The organism is Amycolatopsis sp. NPDC043885 (assembly GCF_056435685.1).
On record NZ_JBWKEA010000018.1, the window covers coordinates 12,475 to 32,647 of the forward strand.

The window sequence follows — 20,173 nt, forward strand, 5'->3', positions numbered from 1 at the left end:
GACACTCACATCACTACTCGGCATCTCGTCATCTCCCCGCTCAGCACTTCACTGATCAGCACAGACGCGGCAGCTCGGCACCCTGAAGTTCCTCGACCACGGAATCCCGTCCGTCCGCGTCGCGCCTCAGCACGATCGGATCCGCGTCCTCCGTCACCTCGCCGATCGTCGTCGCCTCGGCGCCGTACTTGTGCGAGCGGAGCACGGCCAGCACTTCCTGCTCCGCCGCCGGATCGACGAACAGGCACAGACAGCCTTCGTTGGCGGCGTGAATCGCGTTGATTCCCAGCATGTCCGCGGCCATCACGGTCTCGAACTGAATGGGTAGCCGGTCCTGTTCGAACCGGACGGCGTGCCCGGACGCCCTTGCGTACTCGTGCAGGACGGCGGCCAGCCCGCCGCGGGTGACGTCCCGGACCGAATGCACCACGCCCTCGCCGACCGTCGTCAGCAGCGTGTCCATGAGCCCGTTGAGCGGCGCGCAATCGCTCAGCACGCGCTGTTCGAAGCCGAGGCCCTCGCGAATCGACAGCAGGTGCACCGTGTGGTTGCCGATCGGTCCGCTGAGGATCACCCGGTCACCGGGCCGGACGTCGCGCATCCGCAGCGGCGCGCGTTCGAAGACGCCGATGCCGGCGGTGTTGAGGTAGATCTGGTCGACCTCGCCCTTGCGGACCACTTTGGTGTCACCGCAGACGATCTGGACGCCCGCCTCGAGCGCCGTCTCCCGGATCGACGTGCACACCTGGTGGAGCCGGGCCATCGGCAGGCCCGTCTCCAGGATCATCCCGAGCGTCAGGTAGAGCGGCCGCGCGCCGACCACGGCGAGGTCGTTCACCGTGCCACAGACCGAGATCTTGCCGATGTCCCCGTTGCCGAAGAACGGCGGATCGGCCACGAACGAGTCCGTGGTCATCGCGATCCGCCCGGCGGGAAGGGACAGCATCGCGCTGTCCTCCATCTCGCCGATGTACACCTCGCCGAGTGTCTCGACGACGAAGGAGATCAACTCACCGCTGAGCTTGGCTCCGCTTCCGTGGTCCAGAACGACCTCGTCGAGGCCGGTCACCGAGTCTGTCATCGGGCGTCCTACCTTCCTTTCTTCGAGCGAGGGCCGGAAGCCCTTTCGGACAGTGCTCAAGGAAGGGTCTTGACGACCATTCGGGGCAGTTCACCCATCGCGTCGAGGGTCTCCAAGATCTCTTTCGAGCTCGCGACCGTGGCGCAATACCCGGCGAGCCAGGCGAGGGAACGGTCACGATCCGCCGTCTTGTCGGAAACGACGCATTCGGCGGGCACCCAGACGTTGTAACCGCGGAAGAACGCGTCGGCGGCGGTGGTCTGGACACAGATCTGGGTCTGCAATCCGGTGACCACGACGGTCTCGATACCCTCCGCCTGAAGCAGATCGTGCAATTTCGTCTCGTAGAAACCGCTGTCCTTGTTCTTCTCCACGACGACGTCGCCCTCACCGAGGAACGCGGGGAGAATCGCCGCACCTTCGGTTTCGCGTTGCAGCGGCAGGGTTCCGTCCGCCCGGCGGTTCGCGTTCGGGTCGTCGGGCAGGTTGATCAGCTGCAGGTGGTAGACCGTGTGGCCGCGGCGCCGCATCTCGTCGAGGAAGGCGATGTAGTGGGGCTGCGCGTCGGTCATCACCGCTGTGCGTTCGGGGGTTAGATAGACCACGTCACCCTGAAGATCGTTGGTGATGACGGCGATTTTGCCCATGACAGCTCCTTCTCAAGAGGAATGACGAATAAAGAAAACACCCATGAGACACAGAAAACGATCCAGCAGGATCGAACAAAGAAGTCCCCAGAGAGCGACCCGAGGCCGCAAACGAATCCCGTCAGAAAGACTCGCTCCCCCAGTCCCCCTTTATTTTCAGATTCCCGCCCCAGCTGTTCAATGGTCGAGACCACTGACACACCTTTGTCTACCCAGCGAATGCCACCATGTCAAGCCCCGAATTCGGCGCCGAAAGATCAATTACCCGAACTTCGGAGAATTCCACAGATTTCCGTCCCGTCACGTACGGATACCCGCGTCGACGAGGGCCATCACACATCTGCGGCAGCTCCGAAATCCGTAGGGCGACAAAAGGATCAAGCCCTTCGGGATCCCTGCGTCATCAGTCATCGAACCACTTCGCCCACCTCCCGGAACCGATTACTTACAACAAATGGCTCACTCCTTTCGTCCCCTGGGGAGCCAGACATCGGAACCTTCGGCCATGCGACTGTTCTTCTCCGCCGGTACGGGTTACAGCCATATCGTCCCGCTGCTGCCGCTGGCCGTCGCCGCCCGGGAGCACGGCCACGACGTCGTGTTCGCGACCGGGTCGAACGCGGTCGAGCACGCACGGGCGAGCGGCTCGCCGACGATCGGCGTCGGCGGAGCGGTCGACGAAGCCGCCGCCCGTCAGGCCTGAGGGAAGCGCTCGCCCGCCGAACTCGCCGTGATGCCGCCGGGCGAAAACTGGCGTACGTGCTCCGTGAGATCCTGCCAGGTAGGACGGCACTAGCTGTCTCAATCACTTGGCGGATCCGCCAAGTGATTTGAGACCCTACAGCGATGTAGGGTCACGCCGCGGACAACATGTCGATCTTGTGCGACCTGCAGGTCCAGAGGCTGTCTCACGGTGATGTCACCATGATCAGTCTCAGTCTGCGTGTTCCTCCGATGCTGCCGCAGTATGTGTGGTGAACGAGCAACTCGTGGCGGCGCTTGCCGAGACTGAGGCGCCGTTCCGGACGCTCGTTGATGACTCCGGCTGGGTGCACGCGAGCATGAAGGGCTGGTGCTCGACCAAGGCCAGTGGCGCTCAGGTCGTTTCGTCGCGTCCAGCCGTCATGGTGAGCAGCAGGGCCTGTGCCTCGCCCAACAGGTGCCCCGTCTCTGCGTGGATCAGTCGTGCCTGTTCGGCGTGGTCGGCGCCTGGCCGGTGGTCGCCTCGGTGCACATGGACCGCAGCGAGGGCAGCGTGGGCGTGGCCCTCGTGAGGTCGATGGCCGGTGTGGCGGGCCAGGTCGAGTGCCGAGGTGGCGTCATGGACGGCGGACGCCAGGTGGCCGCGGTGGTGGTGGACCGCCGCCAGGCCGAGCAGTGCTTCTATCCGCCCTTGTCGGTAGTGCGAGTGGTCGGCGGCTGTGAGTGCGTGTCGGTGCAGCGACTCGGCTTCGTCGAGCCGCTCTCTGAAGCAGTGCATCGCGGCGAGTGTGTTCTGTGTGTCGACCGCGACGGCGTGGTGGCCTTCTGCGGCTCCCACTGCCTGTTCGAGCAGGATTGCAGCCTGGTCGTAGTCGCCGCGGAGAGCGACGAGCCTCCCTCTCACCCCTAGGTACCAGGCGGTCTCGTAGCCAGCCGAGACCCGTCGAATGTGCGGAGCCGCCGAGTCGAGGAGTTCCTCGGTCTTCTTGAGGTCGCCGAGGTGCAAGTGGGTTTCGGCCAGGTCCGTCAGTGTGGCGCCGCGTCCTCGGTAGTGGCCGGACGCGTCCTGCGCGGCGCGTGCCCTGGTGAGGTAATCGAGCGCTTCCGTCGGGCGGCCGAGCCTCAGCGTGGTCATCCCCAGGTTGATCAGGACAGAGCCGGTGTGGATCAGGCACGTGGATTCGGCGATGGCGATCTCGTCGGCTCGACGCAGGTGTTCCAACGCTGCCGGCAGAGTACCGGTGTAGTAGTGCAGGGTGCCGAGATTGGACAATGCGGTGCACCTGCCCAGGGGCCAATCGGCGCCTGTCGCTCCGGTCAACGCCGACTCGAAGTGGTCGACCGCCGAGGCGTGGTCGCCCCTCATTAAGTCGAGCACGCCGGCGCTGTTGTCCATCGCGGCCACCGCGTGTGGGTTGCCGTCGGTTTGCGCGGCATGGCGGGCACAGCGGACGACGGTCTCCCACTGCGCGGTGTTGCCCCGCAGGAAGTACCCCTTCAACCCGTCGGTCATCTGCCAGGCCAGTCGGTGCTGACCGGTGGCCGAGGCCAGTCCCACGATCGCCGTGATGTTGGACGCCTCCACGGTGAACCAGGCCAAGGCGGCAGCGCTGCTGTCGAAGGACATCGGCTCGTGGCCTGTCCATGAAGTGCTCCCCGGCAGGCGGACCCTTCCGGCATCGAGGATGTCCGCGGCGCTGTCGACGGCGATCGCGTACCAGGTGAGCAGACGGTCTACGGGGTCGCGTCCGTCTTGGACGGCACGGTCGGCGGCATACAGCCGGGTCAGCTCGTGCAGCGCGTAGCGGCTGGGGGCAGGTTCTTCGACCAGGCTCGCAGCCACCAGGTCCCGCAGTTCGCGCTCGGCCTCGGCGAGGCCGGTGTCGGCGAGCGCCGCGACTGCGGGTGCGGTCGTGTCCGGTCCCGGCACCAGCCCGAGCAGTCTGAACGCCCGCTGCGTCGACCGGGCCCTGGCTGCGTAGGACAACTCGATGGCGGCGCCGACGGCCGCGGTTGGATCGCCGTGCAGCTCCAGCGCGGCGAGCCGGTCGCCGCCGCGCAGCGCGGTCGTGTAGTCGCCGATCGAGCGGTTCGGCTGGGCGGCGAGGTGCGCGGCGGCGATGCGGAGGGCGAGTGGCAACCCACCGCACAGTGCCACCAGGTCGTTGGCGGCTTCGGGTTCGGCGGCGACGCGCGTCCCGCCGATGATCCGGTCGAGTACCGCTTTGGCATCGTCGAAGCCCAGCACGTCCAGCCGCTGTTGCCGGGCACCCTCGTGTGCCACGAGGCCGTCGAGCCTGTTGCGGCTGGTGACCACCACGGTGCAGTCCGTCGTGCCCGGCAGCAGGGGACGAACCTGACCTGCGTCGACGGCGTCGTCGAGCACGACCAGCATCTGCCTATCCGCCAACGTCGAGCGGTAGACCGCGGCCGCGCCGTCCACGCCGGCGGGTCGCCTGATCGGCGCGACTTCGAGCGCCTGCAGTAACTCCTCCAGCGCCTGCCTGGCTGTCAGCGGCGTTCCGGCGCTGTGTCCGCGTAGGTTGACGAACAGTTGTCCGCCGGGGAAGCGGTCCCGGTTGCCGTGGGCCCAGTGCAGTGCCAGTGCCGTCTTGCCCACGCCCGCAGTGCCGGTCAGGACGTGCACTACCGGGCTGCCGTCGACCCCGTCATGTACTCCACCCATGACGCTCAGCTCTTCTTCCCTACCGACGAAACTCCGTGGCACAGACGGCAACTGCGCGATACCGGTGGCAATCGGGCGGACCTCGGATCGCGAGCGGCGCCGAGGGTGGATGCCGCGCTCCGGATCCACCCCGTGTCCGGAGCCGCCGGTCAGGATCTGGCCGTGCAGGTTTCGCAGGGCCTCGCCGGGGTCCGAACCCAGTTCCTCGACCAGTCGCGCGCGAACCTGTCGGTAGTGCTCCAATGCGTCGGCCGTGCGGCTGGCCTGGTGCAGGGCCAGCATGTACTGGCCGGCCACTCGCTCGTCCAAGGGGGCCGCACTGGACTGCTCGGCCAACCTGGCCACGAGTTGTCCGCCGCGGCCCAGACGTAGCAGGACGTCTGCCAGGTCGTGCTGCGCGGCCGATCGTTCCAACTCGAGCCGGTCACGTTCGGCATCGGCCCACTCGCCGTCCACGCCTGTCAGAGCCTGCCCCCGCCACAACTCCAATGCGAGAGTCAGCGACCGAGCGGCCTGTTCGTCGTCATCCGCATCGGCGTTGGTGCGCAGATCGCGGAACCGGTGCAAGTCCACCACCGGCTCGGTCGTATCAGTGGTCAAGACGTAGCCGCCCGACCGACGCACGATCTCCACGCCGTCCGCACCGGCCAGCACTCGGCGTAGCCGGGAGATGTAGTTGTGCAGCGTCGATCGCGCCTTCGGCGCCACATCGGTACCCCAGACCCGTTCGGCCAGCCGATCCACCGGCACCACCCGCCCGGCGTCGACCGCCAACGCGACCAGCACGCATCGCTGTCTGGGCGTGCCCAGGTCCACCGGCCGCCCGTCGACCTCCGCGCCAACCTCACCTAACAGACGCACCACTACCACGCTCGCCGCCCCCTTCCCCTGTTGCCCCTAGGGCTACAGGCATAGCGACCTGAGCAGCGCAGTACAGAAAACCTGGGAGAAGTTCACACGATCGGACCCGCATCGTTCCCATGGGCACCGAACCGCAGCACGAACAAAGCCCGTGATCGTTACTCGGGACTCGTGGGTTCGAACTCCGACAGGGAAGTGGAACAGCACCGGAACGCCCGACACCGACGACCGAGGAAGGAATACCGCACACGAGTATACGGAAGGACCCGGGATCCGTTCCCGCCCGTCGACCACGACATCGCTACAGATCAACGAGAAGGAGGGCGGAATTCGCCGGGGCGGTGGAACGACTCTCGGATGTCTCTACCGGGCATCGTTGCGAACTCGACGAAACAGCCCGGACGACAGGTAGAAACCAGGAAACTTCAGAAGGGATCGACATGCGAGTTAAACGGATGATCGCAGGATTGGCAGCCGTAATCACTGCTGTTCCCGGGCTGAGTCTGGCAACAGCCGGCTCTGCTGCAGTTGCGGAGAGCGGCACCCGGCGTGCTTGCGGCAAGAGTCGCGCGAGGAAGGGCGGCGTGGCCGTGGCGGCGGTGGCGTCGGTTGCCGGGATGGTCTTCGCGGCGGCACCCGCCACTGCCGCCGAATACCCAACCAGCACCTTCTCGATCGTGGACGGGGCGAACTACTACAAAGGCACGGTCACCTGGTACAACCGGTCGGTCGGCGTCGCCGGAACGTTCAGGGCCGTCGACTGCCGTCGGGTTTACGGGCGGGCGTGGGCAGGCAGCACCTCACTGGACTTCCAGAGTTCCAGCACCTGGTGTAACAGAACTGGATCGGCACCGATGAGCCTTGACGCGAACGTCACCGGCGGGGCCAACAAGGTCTGGCTCTACATGACCGACGCAGCCGGGACTTTCATCAAGGGACAGACCTGCTACCGCGGCGTCAGCAACTGCGTTGACAAGCTGTACTAGACCCACCGTTCAGCCACCCCGCAGGCCGAGAACGTGAAGGGCGTCCAGCGGACAGCAGGCAGTTGAATAGAGCTGAGACGGTACCCGCGACCGCGCACGGGCGTCGAATCCGCCAAGTAGGCCCGGATAACTCAGCGACCAGTCGTCCGGGCCTACTTGGCGGACCTCAGATCAACCCTAAGGTCCCGAGCGGTCGCCACAACCGCCGGACGGCATTCACCAAGACTGAGCTGGGCTGACAGCGGGCTGGCCGCGATCACCGAAGCTGTCAAGATCCGGCGTCGGCTGGCCGAACAACGTCCAGAGGTGCACGCTGCGGAACTCGCGGCTTCTCAACAAGTAGCGGATTGGCAACTGATCGATCTCGGCGACACCTCGTAGCTGTGAGATCCCTAAAACTGCATGCCGCCTCATTGAGGACCGCAGGAAGCGCGAACGTTGGCGAACGAACGCACATCGGCATGAGCGTGCGAATGGAGAGCTGGTTCTCTTCGAGATGTGGTTTTTCAGCTGAGGGTGGTTGTCTTACCGATCATGCTGCTTGTCCTCCTCTACCTGTCCGGTAGTCAGTTCGAGGGCGAACCGGCGTGCATTGTCGTTGGGATCGGAACGTGCAAGGTCGTGAATCACGTCGCGAGCGTCGGCCGGCCATGCGGTTCGCGGCCACTGTTGGAACGCTGTCAGCGCCATGTTCCGGTTGCGAGTAACCGGGCTGTGCAGTCCTGCCAGCAGCAGATCGGCTCCGGTGCCCGGATGGTCGCGCAGGGCTTGCAGGGTCCAGTCCAGCGCATTGTGGGCGCGCCATTGCGGGCCCATTCCCAGCTCATCGGCTGGCCCGGTCGTGATCTGGTCGATCGGCAGGAGGGTATGTGCCAGGTCTGCCAACTGCTGAGCACGCCCGGTGTCTGCCTGTTGCCAAGCGTGGAACCACCCGCTGCCGAACGGATCGGTCTTGATCTTCTCGAGGTGTGCGTCGAAGGTGTCCATGCCCCGGACACGGGCAGCACGGTCTGCCAGGGAGAACTCAACGGGGTCGTCTGATGCCAGCCCCTCGGTGATGCGGCCGATCCATGAATCCTGGCTCAGGATCTGGTCACTGGCGTGCTCGAAGGCTTGTCGGCGGGTGGCGGTCCAGCCGTTCTGGCTGCGCTGGTCCCACCCGGTCTCGCGGGCGAGGAAGGAGCGGATCGTAGCCACGGTTGAGAAGTCCTGAAGGGTCTGCGCCCGGGTGGTCATCGTGGCGAGAAACGCCTCCACGGCGTCGGCGCCGGACTCGTAGTCGTCGACGTCTTCCGCCGGTCCACCCGTGATCAACGCTTCCAGAATTTCACCAGCGGAGGTCAACAACCCCCGATCGACCGTCTCACCGCGCAGAGCTTCGAGCAGACCTCCGGTCGTGGCGGCAATGCAGGCCAAGTACTCGTACATGATGGAGTTTCGGAATCCCTCACGCAGGATCCACGAGCGAATGTCCGGATCGGTCGTGTCCCGCAATCGCTCCACGCAATGAATCCGGCCCCAGCCATCCACCGACGCGGCCAGCGCCCACAACTCCGACTCCGGGGCGGGTAGCCCGTTTGAGATGGCCACTGCGCAAAAGAGGGTGAACTCTTCGTGTGCGCCGAGCGTCCGCACGACGGCCACGTCGTCTCCGAGCCCGGTGACACCAAGCAGTGCGATACCCAGCTTGACCGGCCCTCGATCGGGGGCCGTGACGGCAAGCCACTTCCCGACCCTATGCAGCGCCCTCCCGTCCAGCCGCTCGCGGCCCAGCCTTTCCATCAACGCGTCGACGTAGTCCATGACGTCGTCATCCGTGATACTGGCATAGAGCTTGCGGAGCTGCCTGGCCGATGGCCGCTGGCACGCCGTCGCCAGCAAGCGTGCGACCTCAGTGGCGCGGTCAGTGCCGTCGGCGGATCCATGGTGACCGATGACCCCATCCATGGCACCAGGCACCCACCGAAGCCGATCGGACATCACCTTGGCGTCATCCGGCAACCCCACTTCTGCCGGCAGCCGCCCGGACGGATCAAGATTCCGGCGAATGTGCTCGTAGAGCGCAACCCCGGCCATCACCACCGGCAGGTCAACCGACACAGACGTCACTCCCCGCATATCCACGACAACACGCCATGGACGATACAAGTCCCGAACCTTGGCGTTAAACCAAATATCCCAGCCCGCAGCGTTACCGACGTCATCCTCAACTCGGCACATGCGCGCCTCGCGACAGCGCGGTCAGCGGCATGAGCGGACAGTCACGCGCCTCCTCGGATGGCGTATCCGCACGGCAGTAGCTGACCGTCGTCGATCTAGGCGTGCCCGCAGTGACCACCACTGCTCCCTTACACCTGGGTAGCCAATTGGCGAGGCACCCTTCCACCAGGCAAGTCCACTGGAACTGAGCCACCTCGGTGTGTCGACAACAACCACCCAGACGGCCAGTCTCATCTCCGCTTCATAAATGAACCGGGATTGAAGTCGTCAATGAGAAAATGAAGTCAGATTTGAGACCCTACAAAAGACCTGTAGGGTCTCACCGCCGATGACATGTCGATCTTGCGCGACCTGCGGCTTTCAGCTTGTCTCACCGCAATGTCACCAAGATCAGTCTCAAACTCGTGGCATTTCCGCGCCCGTGGTCGCCCAAGCGACCCCGCCTCGCGTGCGCCTGAACTGCGGAGTCTCACCGGCATGGGCGGATATGCCATCGAGATGACACGACGACTGAGAAAATGCAAGATCAAATGAGACCCTACAAAGACCCTGCATTTGTTTGTTCTCACCGAAAATCTCGCGATTTTCCGGCAAGCCCACTCAGGTCGAGTGGTTCGAAGTGGTCGGCCGAGAGGCTGGTGACGCCGTGGCGGGATTGGACGACTCCGTGGACCAGCAGGGCGGGTGAGCTGCGCACGATCTTGTGCTCCCGATCCCACAGGCGCTGGTTCACGACGATATTGAGCATGCCGGTTTCGTCTTCGAGGTTGAGGAAGGTGATGCCACCGGCGGTGGCGGGGCGTTGGCGATGGGTGACGGCTCCGGCGACCCAGATCGTGTCGCCATTCCCCGCCCGGGTGACGGCGGCGGTGGTGAGCGCGCCGCGGCCGTTGAGATGCTCGCGCAGGTACTGCATGGGGTGTTCTTCCGGGGAGATGCCGGTGGCCCACAGGTCGGCGGCGGTGATCTCGAAGGCGGTCATGCCCGGTAGGGCTGGGGCGTCGAGGCCGGAGGCGATGCCGGGCAGGTGGGTGTCGCGGCTGGCGGCTGCGGGTCCGGCGGCCCAGAGGGCCTGGCGGCGGTCCGGGCCGAGGGATTCCAGGGCGCCGGCGGTGGCGAGTGCCTGCATCGCGGGGGTGGTGAGGTCGGTGCGGTAGCCGAGATCCCGGAGGTCGGTGAAGGGGCCGTGCTGGTCGCGTTCGGTGATCAGGCGGGTGACAGGGTCGTCGCCGAGGTGGTGGATCCCGCCGAGGCCGAGCCGGATCGCGACCCCGCCGGTGCTGTCGGGGTCGGGTTCCAAGGTCGGGTGGGCGAGGCTGCGGTTGATGTCGGCGCGCCGGATCTTCACGCCGTGGTGGCGGGCGTCGGCGACAAGGGATTGCGGGGAGTAGAAGCCCATGGGCTGGGCGCGCAGCAACCCGGCGGTGAACGCGGCCGGGTAGTAGCACTTCACGTAGGCGGAGGCGTAGACCAGCAACGCGAACGACATGCTGTGCGCCTCGGGGAAGCCGTACCCCGAGAACGCCTTGATCTGCTCGTAGATCGTGTCGGCCAGCTCGCCGGTGATCCCGTTGGCCGCGGCGCCGGCGTAGAAGCGGTCCCGGAGCCGTTCCATTTTCGCCGCCGACCTTTTGGCGCCCATCGCGCGGCGCAGCTGGTCGGCCTCGGCCGCGGTGAACGACCCGATGCTGGTGGCCATCTGCATACCTGTTCCTGGAACAACGGCACACCCAAGGTGCGGTCCAACGGCCCGGCGAGCAGTGGGTGGGCGTGCGACCATGCCTCGTCGCCGCGGCGGCGCCGCAGATACGGGTGCACCGATCCGCCCTGGATCGGGCCCGGCCGGATCAGCGCGACCTCCACGACCAGGTCATAGAAGGTGCGGGGGCGTAGCCGGGGCAGCGTGCCCAGCTGCGCGCGGCTCTCCACCTGGAACACCCCGATCGCGTCCGCGGCGCACAGCATGTCGTAGACCTTCGGGTCGGCGAGGTCGATCTGCCCGAGGTCGATGACGGTGTCGTGGTGCTCGGCGATCAGGTCCAGCATGTAGTGCAGCGCCGAGAGCATCCCCAGCCCGAGCAGGTCGATCTTGACCAGCCCGGCGGCCGCGCAGTCGTCCTTATCCCACTGCAGGATCGACCGGCCCTCCATGCGGGCCCACTCGACCGGGACCACCTCCGACACCGGCGTCTTCGAGAGCACCATGCCGCCGGAGTGGATCCCGAGATGCCGCGGGAACCCCTCCAACCGGGCCGCGAGCCCGAGCACATCCCGCGGGATCCCGTGCCCGTCCTGTCCGGCTGTCGCGGCGACGCTGTTCCACCGGTCGGCGGCCTTGGCGAACGCGTCCTGCTGACCGGGGCTGTACCCCAGGGCACGGGCGGAATCCCGGATCGCCGACGGCGCCCGGTAGGTGATCACGTTCGCCACCTGCGCCGCGTTGCGGCGCCCGTGCGTGTCGAAGACGTACTGGATGACCTCCTCGCGCCGATCGGACTCGATGTCGACCTGTTGACCGGACTAGCAGACGACACGCCGACACGAGGCCGCGTCTCATCAGAACCTTTCGGTACAACTCAGCTTCCTGATCATGAAGCGAGGAGTTGCCGTGTTGGATGGCTGCCACCGAGACGTCACGGCGATCCGTCTCCCGAGGTGGGGACGTGTCGTGCACGCGGCCGGCGTGGTGCCCTGGCTGGTCGTGGACCCCGACGGTGTTCCGGTTGAGGCCGTCCGTCGTTTTCTGGCTGACTTCGTCGCAAGGGGCAATCGTCCGAGCTCGGTGCGCAGCTACGCCTACGCCCTGTTGCGGTGGTGGCGCTGGTTGATCGCGGTGGAGGTCGCATGGAACAGAGCGAGTTCAGCCGAGGTGCGGGATCTCGTGTTGTGGCTGGGGCAAGCGGACAAACTGCGCAACTCGCCGCGCAGAGGCTCAGCGGCGACGGCAGGCACGGTGAATCCGTTGACCCGTAAGCGTTATCTCGGCGATGGATATGAGCCGCGAACTGTGCGGCACAGCAACGCGGTGTTGCGCAGCTTCTATGAGTTCTGGCTGGACTCTGAAGTGGGTCTGGTCAACCCGGTACCGCTGGCTACGCGCGGCCGCCGCGCCAACGCGCACCACAACCCACTGCAGCCCTTCCGTCCTGGTGGCAGGCTCCGCTACAACCCGAAGATCCCGAAGCGCACCCCGCGGGCTATGTCCGACGCGCAGTGGAACGCTGTGTTCAGCGCCCTGCGGTCCAACCGGGATCGCGCCATGCTGGCGATGGCGATCAGCAACGCAGCCCGCGCGACCGAACTGCTGGGAATTCGAAGTTGTGACATCGACTGGGGCGACCAGCGCGTTCGGGTGCGCCGGAAAGGCAGCGAGTCCGAGCAGTGGTTGCCGGTCAGTCCGGACGCCTTTGTGTGGCTCATGCTCTACCTCGCCAAACTCGGTTCCCCGCTGGAACCAGATCAGCCGCTGTGGCGGACCTTGCGCCGACGCGACCATGGACACGGGCTACACCACCATCCGGTGAACTACGACGCCCTCCGAGCGGTATTGCGACGTGTCAACGCCGCACTCGGAACCAACTGGTCCATGCACGACCTACGGCACACGTGTGCACTAAGGATGGCCAGAGACAAGAACCTGTCAATGAAGGACGTGCAGAACATCCTTGGCCACCAACACCTCTCGACCACCGCGGACATCTACCTCGAAGAAGCCGAGTCCGAAGTGATCGGTCGGGTTCAGCAGCATTTGACACATCGGGCAAGCCGCGTCTCGGAGAAAGTCGTGCCGCCGGCAGCCGGATACGACGCAGCGGATCTGGACGTGTTGTTCGGCGGCGAGGCGAAATGACGGAAACCGTGAACTCGCCACAGCGTCCATCGGCCAAGCCTTCACCACTGTTTCAGCTTCACGACAACCTCGCCAGCAGCGCAGACCGGGTTGGCCCGTACAACCATCTTGCCGCCGACGACGTCGAGGGCCTCCTGCCGACACTGCCGCTATGGGCGGATGCCGCAGACGGCACACGTTCGCTGCGGCGCTCCGGAACGCGCGCAGTACTCACCTGGCTCATGACCTGCCCCGGAGACGGATGGCAGCAGAGATGGCTCTCGACTGGCGTGGATGGCGAGAACAACACGACGTGGCTCGGAACTGCCAACCCCACGGACACTCGCAGCCTGCACACGATCCGTACCGAATTCTCGAGCGGAGTGACGACTTTGATTCTCTGCCGCGTTCTGTTGCCCAGCTACAAGTTCCTAGCCGTCTTCCACCCACCCGGCATGTGTGAGGAGTTGCTGCGAACGACCCCTCCTGACGTCCGTTCCTCACTCGACGAGCGCGCGACCGAACTGCGGATAGCGGCCCACCACGTTCGTGAGGGCCGGGGGACCATCGCAAAAATGAGCATCCACACCGGACGCGCGGTGGAGTCGCTGACCGCTGCGGATGTGCTTGCCTACCGAGCCGCGGTCCGCACGCCCGCTGGCCATAGCCGAGGTGCCCATGCCGCGTGGGACCTTCTGCGTGGAGTCGCTGACCTCGGCGAGCACGACACGCTACGAGACGCGATCAGGTTCGGCCAGCGGTCTATGGCAGACCTGGTCGATGCCTACAGGGTCAGGTGCAAACCAATACGCGACGTGCTTGTCCGCTATCTCGAGGAACGTCGCACCTCACAGGACTACAGCACCGTCGCCAACCTGACTGTCCGGCTGGTTAGGAACTTCTGGACTGATCTCGAACAGCACCACCCCGGCATCGACAGTCTTGCCCTGTTGCCAGAGGTCGCAGAGGCGTGGAAGCAGCGGCTGCGTGTGGTGACCCGCAAGGACGGCACAACACGGCCACGAAAGGCATATTTCGAGATTTTGCAACAGGTTCGCAGCTTCTACCTCGATATTCAGGAGTGGGCCCAGGACGATCCGAGCTGGATTACGTGGGCTGCTCCCAGCCCAGTGCGTCGCGGCGAGACCACCGGCATCGCCAAGGCAAGGAAAGCCACCACCGCCAGAATGCACCAACGAGTCCGAGACCGCCTGCCGAGCCTTCCCGCGCTGGTCGACCTCGCCGAACAACAACGCACCAACTACGCGGCCTTTCTCCAGACTGCTCAGACCGCCTCGCCAGGCGCAAGATTCAGCCATGACGCACAGCACTATCAGCGCGTCATCGGCACGTCACACCAGGCTGGCACTCGGCGAGATCAACACCCGGCGACCACGGTCGTCGAGAACCTGGCCACCGGCGAACGGGCCGACCTGACGCGCGCCGAGGACGAGGCGTTCTGGACATGGGCGATGGTGGAGACGCTCCGCCACACCGGTGTCCGGGCAGAGGAACTGCTCGAACTCACCCATCTCGCCCTGGTGTCCTACCAGCTTCCGGACACCGGCGAGATCATTCCGATGCTGCAGATCGTTCCTTCCAAGAGCCATGAAGAACGACTGCTCCTCGTCAGCCCGGAACTGGCCAGCGTTCTCGCGGCGATCATCACCCGGCTCCGACGACACAACGGCGGCACCGTTCCGCTGACCAGCCGCTACGACTCGCACGAGCGGCTCGTCGGGAGCCCTTTACCGCACCTGTTCCAGCGTAAGGTCGGCTGGCGCTGGAAAGTGCCCAGCCATCGTACTGTCCAGGAGTTGCTCAACCAACTGCTGGCCAAAGCCGGCCTGCGCGACACGGCCGGGGAAGCGTTGCGTTTCACACCGCACGACTTCCGCCGGCTATTCGCTACTGACGCGATCAGCGGCGGCCTGCCCGTCCACATCCTCGCCTGACTGCTCGGCCACGCCAACATCAACACCACTGCGGCATACCTGGCCATTTTCGACGAGGAACTCATCCGCTCGTATCGAGCCTACGTCGACCGGCGACGATCCGAACGACCTCAAGCAGAATACCGTGAACCCACCGACCAGGAATGGCAAGAGTTCCAACAGCACTTCCAGGTCCGCAAGCTCGAACTCGGCGAATGCGGAAGGCCCTACGGCACGCCCTGCCAACACGAGCACGCCTGTATCCGTTGCCCCAGCCTCCGGCTGGACCCCCGTGCCCGGCCTCGTCTGGCCGAGATCATCGTCAACCTCCGCGACCGTATCCAGGAAGCGAAACTCAACGGCTGGCTCGGTGAAGTTCAAGGCCTTGAAACCAGCCTGAACGAAGCCACGCGGAAGCTCGTCGCGCTCGACAAGACGCTTTCTCGTGAGGACAGGAGCCCGGTCAGCCTCGGCATGCCGATCATCACCGAGAATCGTGCTGGACGGTGACTGTGTTTCTGGTGGCGCGAACGGCGACTTCGGTGTCGGTTCCGCGCCGATTTTCGTAGAGTCTCAGGTTCGACTGTTCCGGGGTCGTGGACTGGTTGTGGCGCTGGCTGCCTTGTGACCGCGCTGATCATGAAGCCCGGCTCTGGATTCGTCTGTCCGTTGACAGACCGTCCCGGCATCTGGTGCTGCGCTGCCCACGGAAGTCCGACCCCGGTAGATTCAAGGCGGCAGGTGAAGGGACAGTGCTGGGCGGAATGTGCCCGTGTCGCGCAGTTGCTAGAGCTTGAGATCAATCAGGTGCTCTCGCTACGCGGAAAGTCCGACCTTGAAGAACGTAGCTCTACACGGGTGCCCGCCGAAGGCCTCGAGCATCACGATCGGGCTGGTGGACGTTCCCCGCTCGCCTGACTAGGTCGTGTCCTGTAAGTCATCGGAGCCAGAGGATGATGGCGGCGATGGTGAGTTCGGCCTGGTAGTAGGCGGCGCGTTTGGCGTAGCGGGTGGCCAGGTCGCGGAATTGTTTGAGGCGGTTGAAGCACCGTCCGATCACGTTGCGCTGTTTGTAGACCTCTGCGTCGAAGGCCGGTGGTCGCCCGCCGCGGGAGCCTTTGGCGACGCGGCGGGCGATCTGGTCATCGCGGTCCGGGCTGACAAACGTGATCTGCCGGTCCCGCATCGCCTGGCGGGTCGAGGGATGCGAATAGGCTTTGTCCGCGATCACCGTCTCCGGCCGGCACCGCGGACGCCCCGGTCCGATGCGGGCGACACTGATGTCGTCCAGCAGCGGAACCAGTTGCGGATTGTCCCCGGCTTGGCCCGGGGTGAGCAGGAACCGCATCGGCAAACCCCGTCCGTCGACAGCGAGATGGATCTTGGTGCTCAGCCCGCCGCGGGACCGCCCGAGTCCCTCCCCGTCGACGGTGAGGGCTTCGATTCCCTTGCCGCATCCCCTTTTTTCCGGGCCCCAGCGGAGTGCTGGTGCGCCCGGACCACACTCGAGTCCACCGAAATGATCCATTCGAGGTCCCCGACGGCGTCGTCTTTGACGATCACCCGGTCCAGGATCCGATCCCAGGTGCCGTCTTTGGTCCACAACCGCAGTCGTTCATGCGCGGTCTTCCAGGGCCCGTAGCGATCAGGCAAGTCACGCCAGGGAGCGCCGGTGCGCAGTTTCCACAGGATCGCATTGATCACCTGGCGATGATCCCGCCACCGACGGCCACCACCTTGCCGCGGCGGCAGCAGCGGCTCGATCACCGCCCACGCCTTGTCCGTCAACTCACTCCGACCAGCCACCGGGCACAACTACCAGACCCACAGCTCAACCACTTACAGGACACGCCCTAGCCGGCGTCGCGGACGAGTAGCGCGATCTGTACCCGGTTGGTCAGTCCGAGTTTGGTGAGTGACCGGCTGATGTGGGCCTTGACCGTGGTTTCGGTCATGCCGAGTTCCCTGGCGATCTCGGCGTTGGCCAGCCCCCGGGCCACCGTCCGGGCGACCTCTCGTTCGCGCTCGGTGAGAGCGGCCAGGCGTTCCCTGGCGGAGCGGGTGTCCGGGGCATGCGTGTCGGCGAAGGTGTCGATGACCCGCTTGGTGACGGTGGGCGAGAGCACCGCGCTTCCGTCCGCCGTCGAACGGACAGCGGCGATCAAGTCCTGCGGGGCGGTGTCCTTCAACAGAAATCCTGCCGCCTTCGCGCGCAGTGCACCGTAGATGTGTTCTTCGCGGTCGAAGGTGGTCAGCATGACGACCTTGGGTGGGTTCGCGGAACGATTGATCTCCGCGAGCGCGGTGACGCCGTCCATGCCGGGCATCTGCACGTCCATGAGCACGACGTCGGGCCGGTGACGGGCGACGGCGGTGACCGCCTCGGCGCCGGTTTTCGCCTCGGCGACCACCTCGATGTCGTCCGTGGTTTGAAGGATCATGCGGAGTCCGGTCCGCACCAGGGCTTCCTCGTCGACGAGGAGCACCCGGATCATGCCGGAAGCTCCGCGACGACCAGGAAGCCGCCATCCGGTTCCGGACGGGCAGTGAAACGGCCACCCTGTGTCTCGACACGCTCGCGCAGGCCCTTCAGTCCGAGCCCACTGCCGGGCATCGCCGGCGCGGCCCCGCGCGGCGCGGTGTTCTTGACGGTGACCTGCAGCGTCGAGGGCTGATACCGCAGCACGATGTGTGTGGTGGCGGTGCGGGCGTGTTTGTGCACGTTGGTCAATGCCTCCTGGACGACCTGGTAGGCGATCTGGCCCACCGTGGTGGGCACTTCGCGCGGTGTTCCCTCATCGCTCCGTTCCACCGCGACGCCGACCGATCTGGACTGCTCGATCAGCCAGTCGAGATCAGCCAGCGTCAAACGTGGCGGGGATGCGTCCTGTCCTGCCTGCTCCAGGACACCGAGGACGGCCCTGAGTTGGGTGAGCGCTTCCTTACCGGTGACGCGGATGAGCTCGGCCTCGGCCGCGGTCTTCTCGTCGTCTGCGTTGATTTCCAGTGCCCCCGCCCGAAGGACCATCAGTGAGACCCTGTGGGCCACCACGTCGTGCATGTCCCGCGCGATACGCGCCCGCTCGTGTGCACGGGCTTGTTCTGTATGCGCGGCCTGCTCCAGCACCAGCCGTTCGGCGCGCTCGCGCAGCCCGGCCACCACCTGGGCCCGCGCGTCCAGCCACAACCCGATGATCAACGGAAACCACACGAACAGCGGCGCGCCACCGACCGAGGAGACGAAGTCGGCACCGGGCCGGGGCAGCACAGCCAGCAAGCTGGCGGCCACCGTGTACACGATCAGGTGCCGAGGCCGCCGGTACGTTGTCGCCGCGACACAGGACGCCACCGCCAGCAGAAACCCTGGTGACCGGATCCCCGCGTCGGCCGCCGCGACCGCGAACAGAGGCCAGTGCCGTCGCGGCACCATGCGGGCTGCCGCGGCGGCCATCAACCCGACCACCACAGCCTGGGCGTACACCGGCACCGTGGCGAACCCGAACCCGGGCGGCCTGGTGACCGGCAGGAAGGCCGCGCAGAACGCCGTGGCCGGAAGCACCCACCTCATCAGCCGTTCACGCATGCACGGATCCCACTCGATGAGCTTACGCATTTCACCAGCTCAGGAGCCGCAACGGCCGAGCCTCGCTGGTCGGACACAAATCGGCACGTAGCTCGGTGACCCGGTCCCGTAGCACCCGGACACCCAACGGCACCAATACCAGGCACAGGGCACCGTACTCGACAAGGTCTGCGAGGTGCACCGCCTTGAGCACACCTCCCCACAGCGTCCCCGCCCACAGCAGCAGCAGGCAGCGCCCAAGGCCGAACGTTCCCGACCGGAACGCACCGATCGCCAGCAACAGCATCCCGAGGTACAGGCACGCATGTGCCGTGACGGCGATGCGCCAGGGACCGTAGGAGATGTCCGCGTAGTTGGCCAGCACGAACTCGGTTGCTCGGTCGAGCCCCTGTGATTCGGCCAGTTGGAAGGCGGTGTGATCGACTCCGGCGCGCCACAGCCGCGCGATCAGGCTCATGATGACGAGAGTGCCGCCCCAGAAGGCGAGCACCGGAGCCCGCGACGCGACGACACGGGCGAGCGTGGCGAACGCCGGCCACAACAGAAGGGCGCCGATGGCGAAGCACGCGTATCCCGCCGTGACCAGAGCGGGTTTCTGCAGGTAGGCCGCCAACTGTGACGGAGCGGCGAACGTCTGCCGGGCGAACTTCGCCAACTGCTCATCCGTGAAGTCCGCCGACTGCAACGCCAGGTACCGCAGGAACAGTCCCATCCACCACAGGAGTGGGCCGAGCACAAGCGCCGCGCCCCCGATAACCCGGCCTGGGAACCAGGCATTGCGATCCATCAGAGCCGGCGTTCGCCACCAGCGGCCAGACCCGGCGGGAACAGGCATTGAGTTCGTTTGTTTCATAGCCGACACGCTGGATCGCCGGGCGTCCACAACGCATCGTCCGATGGATACGCCACGTGTCTCTTTAGAAGCGGCCCATGATCCTGACAGCGCGCCGCTAACGCGCTCTCATGCCGATGAGCGGACGAGCCGAGCCAGGCAGTACCGCCGCCAGTTCAGTGGCATCATGCCTCGATTTCGCTCGCGGCACGCCTGACCGGCACCGTATCCTGCGGCGATGTTCGCTCCGGACGACGGCTCCCGGGCCACGACGCTGCTTCGAGCCCGACTTGGCTTGACACTGGAGTCGGTGACCGAAGAGTGGCACTGGTACCAAGGCAAGCAGAACGCCCTGCTGAGGTTCTGGTTGCATTTTCGCCACGCACCTGTTCTGCTGCTACACGGCACGGGCGATCTGCTTCACCTGGACGACTCAATGCCCGATAGCTCCTATGACATGGACGAGTACGGCGAAGGCAAAGTCGCTCCCGCTCAGGCACCTAACCTTCTCACGAGGTACGTCGGCTCCCGACTTCGCGATGCCACCTTGATCCGGCAGTCTTCCACGGAGCCATCCGTGGGCGGAGTTCTCCTCAGATTCGACGCCGGCGACTTAGCTGTCGCGTCCTCAGCTGACGAATGGCTGATCACCCCCGATGAGCTTCCTCACGACGCCGCACCGCACCACCACATCGAGACAGTGACGATCACCGGCCGCCCATGGCCCCCGCCGGCGAACCCAGCCTCCGCTCCGAACCGTTGATCACCACTGTCACTTAACCGAGCAGGCTGCTGCGACCGCCGCCGAAACC

General features: G+C 65.6%; 13 protein-coding genes and 2 pseudogenes. 5 read left to right on the top strand and 10 right to left on the bottom strand.

Going from position 1 to position 20,173, the window contains the following annotated elements:
- Window positions 1–55: 55 nt before the first annotated feature.
- The gene (gene hypE / locus AC069I_RS35270) at window positions 56–1,081 is read right to left on the bottom strand and encodes a hydrogenase expression/formation protein HypE (RefSeq protein WP_478225893.1); all 1,026 of its coding nucleotides are present in this window, start codon (window positions 1,079–1,081) and stop codon (window positions 56–58) included.
- A gap of 56 nt (window positions 1,082–1,137) precedes the next feature.
- Window positions 1,138–1,728: a cysteine hydrolase family protein gene (locus tag AC069I_RS35275; RefSeq protein ID WP_478225892.1), complete on the bottom strand. Its 591-nt coding sequence runs from the start codon at window positions 1,726–1,728 to the stop codon at window positions 1,138–1,140.
- 505 nt (window positions 1,729–2,233) lie between these two features.
- Between AC069I_RS35275 and AC069I_RS35280 the strand changes: the two genes are divergently transcribed.
- Complete coding sequence (locus tag AC069I_RS35280; RefSeq protein ID WP_478225891.1) at window positions 2,234–2,431, top strand: hypothetical protein; 198 nt, start codon at window positions 2,234–2,236, stop codon at window positions 2,429–2,431.
- A gap of 393 nt (window positions 2,432–2,824) precedes the next feature.
- Here the strand turns inward: AC069I_RS35280 and AC069I_RS35285 are convergent, their stop codons facing one another.
- On the bottom strand, window positions 2,825–5,977 hold the full coding sequence (locus AC069I_RS35285) for an AfsR/SARP family transcriptional regulator (protein WP_478267325.1): 3,153 nt from the start codon (window positions 5,975–5,977) through the stop codon (window positions 2,825–2,827).
- 584 nt (window positions 5,978–6,561) lie between these two features.
- Between AC069I_RS35285 and AC069I_RS35290 the strand changes: the two genes are divergently transcribed.
- A complete protein-coding gene (locus AC069I_RS35290) occupies window positions 6,562–6,963 on the top strand; it encodes a hypothetical protein (RefSeq protein WP_478225890.1) in 402 nt (133 codons plus the stop codon).
- Window positions 6,964–7,488: 525 nt separating this feature from the next.
- Here AC069I_RS35290 and AC069I_RS35295 read toward each other — a convergent pair.
- Both AC069I_RS35295 and AC069I_RS35300 read right to left on the bottom strand, forming a co-directional pair.
- Complete coding sequence (locus AC069I_RS35295; RefSeq protein ID WP_478267326.1) at window positions 7,489–9,063, bottom strand: hypothetical protein; 1,575 nt, start codon at window positions 9,061–9,063, stop codon at window positions 7,489–7,491.
- 685 nt (window positions 9,064–9,748) lie between these two features.
- Window positions 9,749–11,691 (bottom strand): annotated as a pseudogene (locus tag AC069I_RS35300) (error-prone DNA polymerase); the annotation flags it as partial.
- A 160-nt stretch (window positions 11,692–11,851) separates the two neighbouring features.
- Between AC069I_RS35300 and AC069I_RS35305 the strand changes: the two are divergent.
- On the top strand, window positions 11,852–13,033 hold the full coding sequence (locus tag AC069I_RS35305) for a tyrosine-type recombinase/integrase (protein ID WP_478225888.1): 1,182 nt from the start codon (window positions 11,852–11,854) through the stop codon (window positions 13,031–13,033).
- Window positions 13,030–14,967: a site-specific integrase gene (locus AC069I_RS35310; RefSeq protein ID WP_478225887.1), complete on the top strand. Its 1,938-nt coding sequence runs from the start codon at window positions 13,030–13,032 to the stop codon at window positions 14,965–14,967. Before AC069I_RS35305 ends, AC069I_RS35310 begins: the two co-directional genes overlap by 4 nt.
- Here the strand turns inward: AC069I_RS35310 and AC069I_RS35315 are convergent.
- From AC069I_RS35315 to AC069I_RS35335, 5 genes and pseudogenes are all read right to left on the bottom strand, one after another.
- A complete protein-coding gene (locus tag AC069I_RS35315) occupies window positions 14,914–15,327 on the bottom strand; it encodes a hypothetical protein (RefSeq protein ID WP_478225886.1) in 414 nt (137 codons plus the stop codon). The genes AC069I_RS35310 and AC069I_RS35315 overlap by 54 nt on opposite strands.
- A 556-nt stretch (window positions 15,328–15,883) precedes the next feature.
- A pseudogene (locus tag AC069I_RS35320) lies at window positions 15,884–16,752 on the bottom strand (IS5 family transposase).
- Between the two features lie 47 nt (window positions 16,753–16,799).
- Window positions 16,800–17,441 carry a response regulator gene (locus AC069I_RS35325; RefSeq protein WP_478267327.1) on the bottom strand — a complete coding sequence of 214 codons (642 nt, stop codon included), beginning with the start codon at window positions 17,439–17,441 and terminating at the stop codon, window positions 16,800–16,802.
- Complete coding sequence (locus AC069I_RS35330; RefSeq protein WP_478225884.1) at window positions 17,438–18,559, bottom strand: sensor histidine kinase; 1,122 nt, start codon at window positions 18,557–18,559, stop codon at window positions 17,438–17,440. Before AC069I_RS35330 ends, AC069I_RS35325 begins: the two co-directional genes overlap by 4 nt.
- Before the next feature lies 1 nt (window position 18,560).
- Window positions 18,561–19,241, bottom strand: a complete 681-nt coding sequence (locus AC069I_RS35335) for a hypothetical protein (protein ID WP_478225883.1) — start codon at window positions 19,239–19,241, stop codon at window positions 18,561–18,563.
- 430 nt (window positions 19,242–19,671) lie between these two features.
- Between AC069I_RS35335 and AC069I_RS35340 the strand changes: the two genes are divergently transcribed.
- Entirely contained in the window at window positions 19,672–20,124 is a 453-nt protein-coding gene (locus AC069I_RS35340) for a hypothetical protein (protein WP_478225882.1), read from the top strand.
- The last annotated feature ends 49 nt before the right edge of the window (window positions 20,125–20,173 follow it).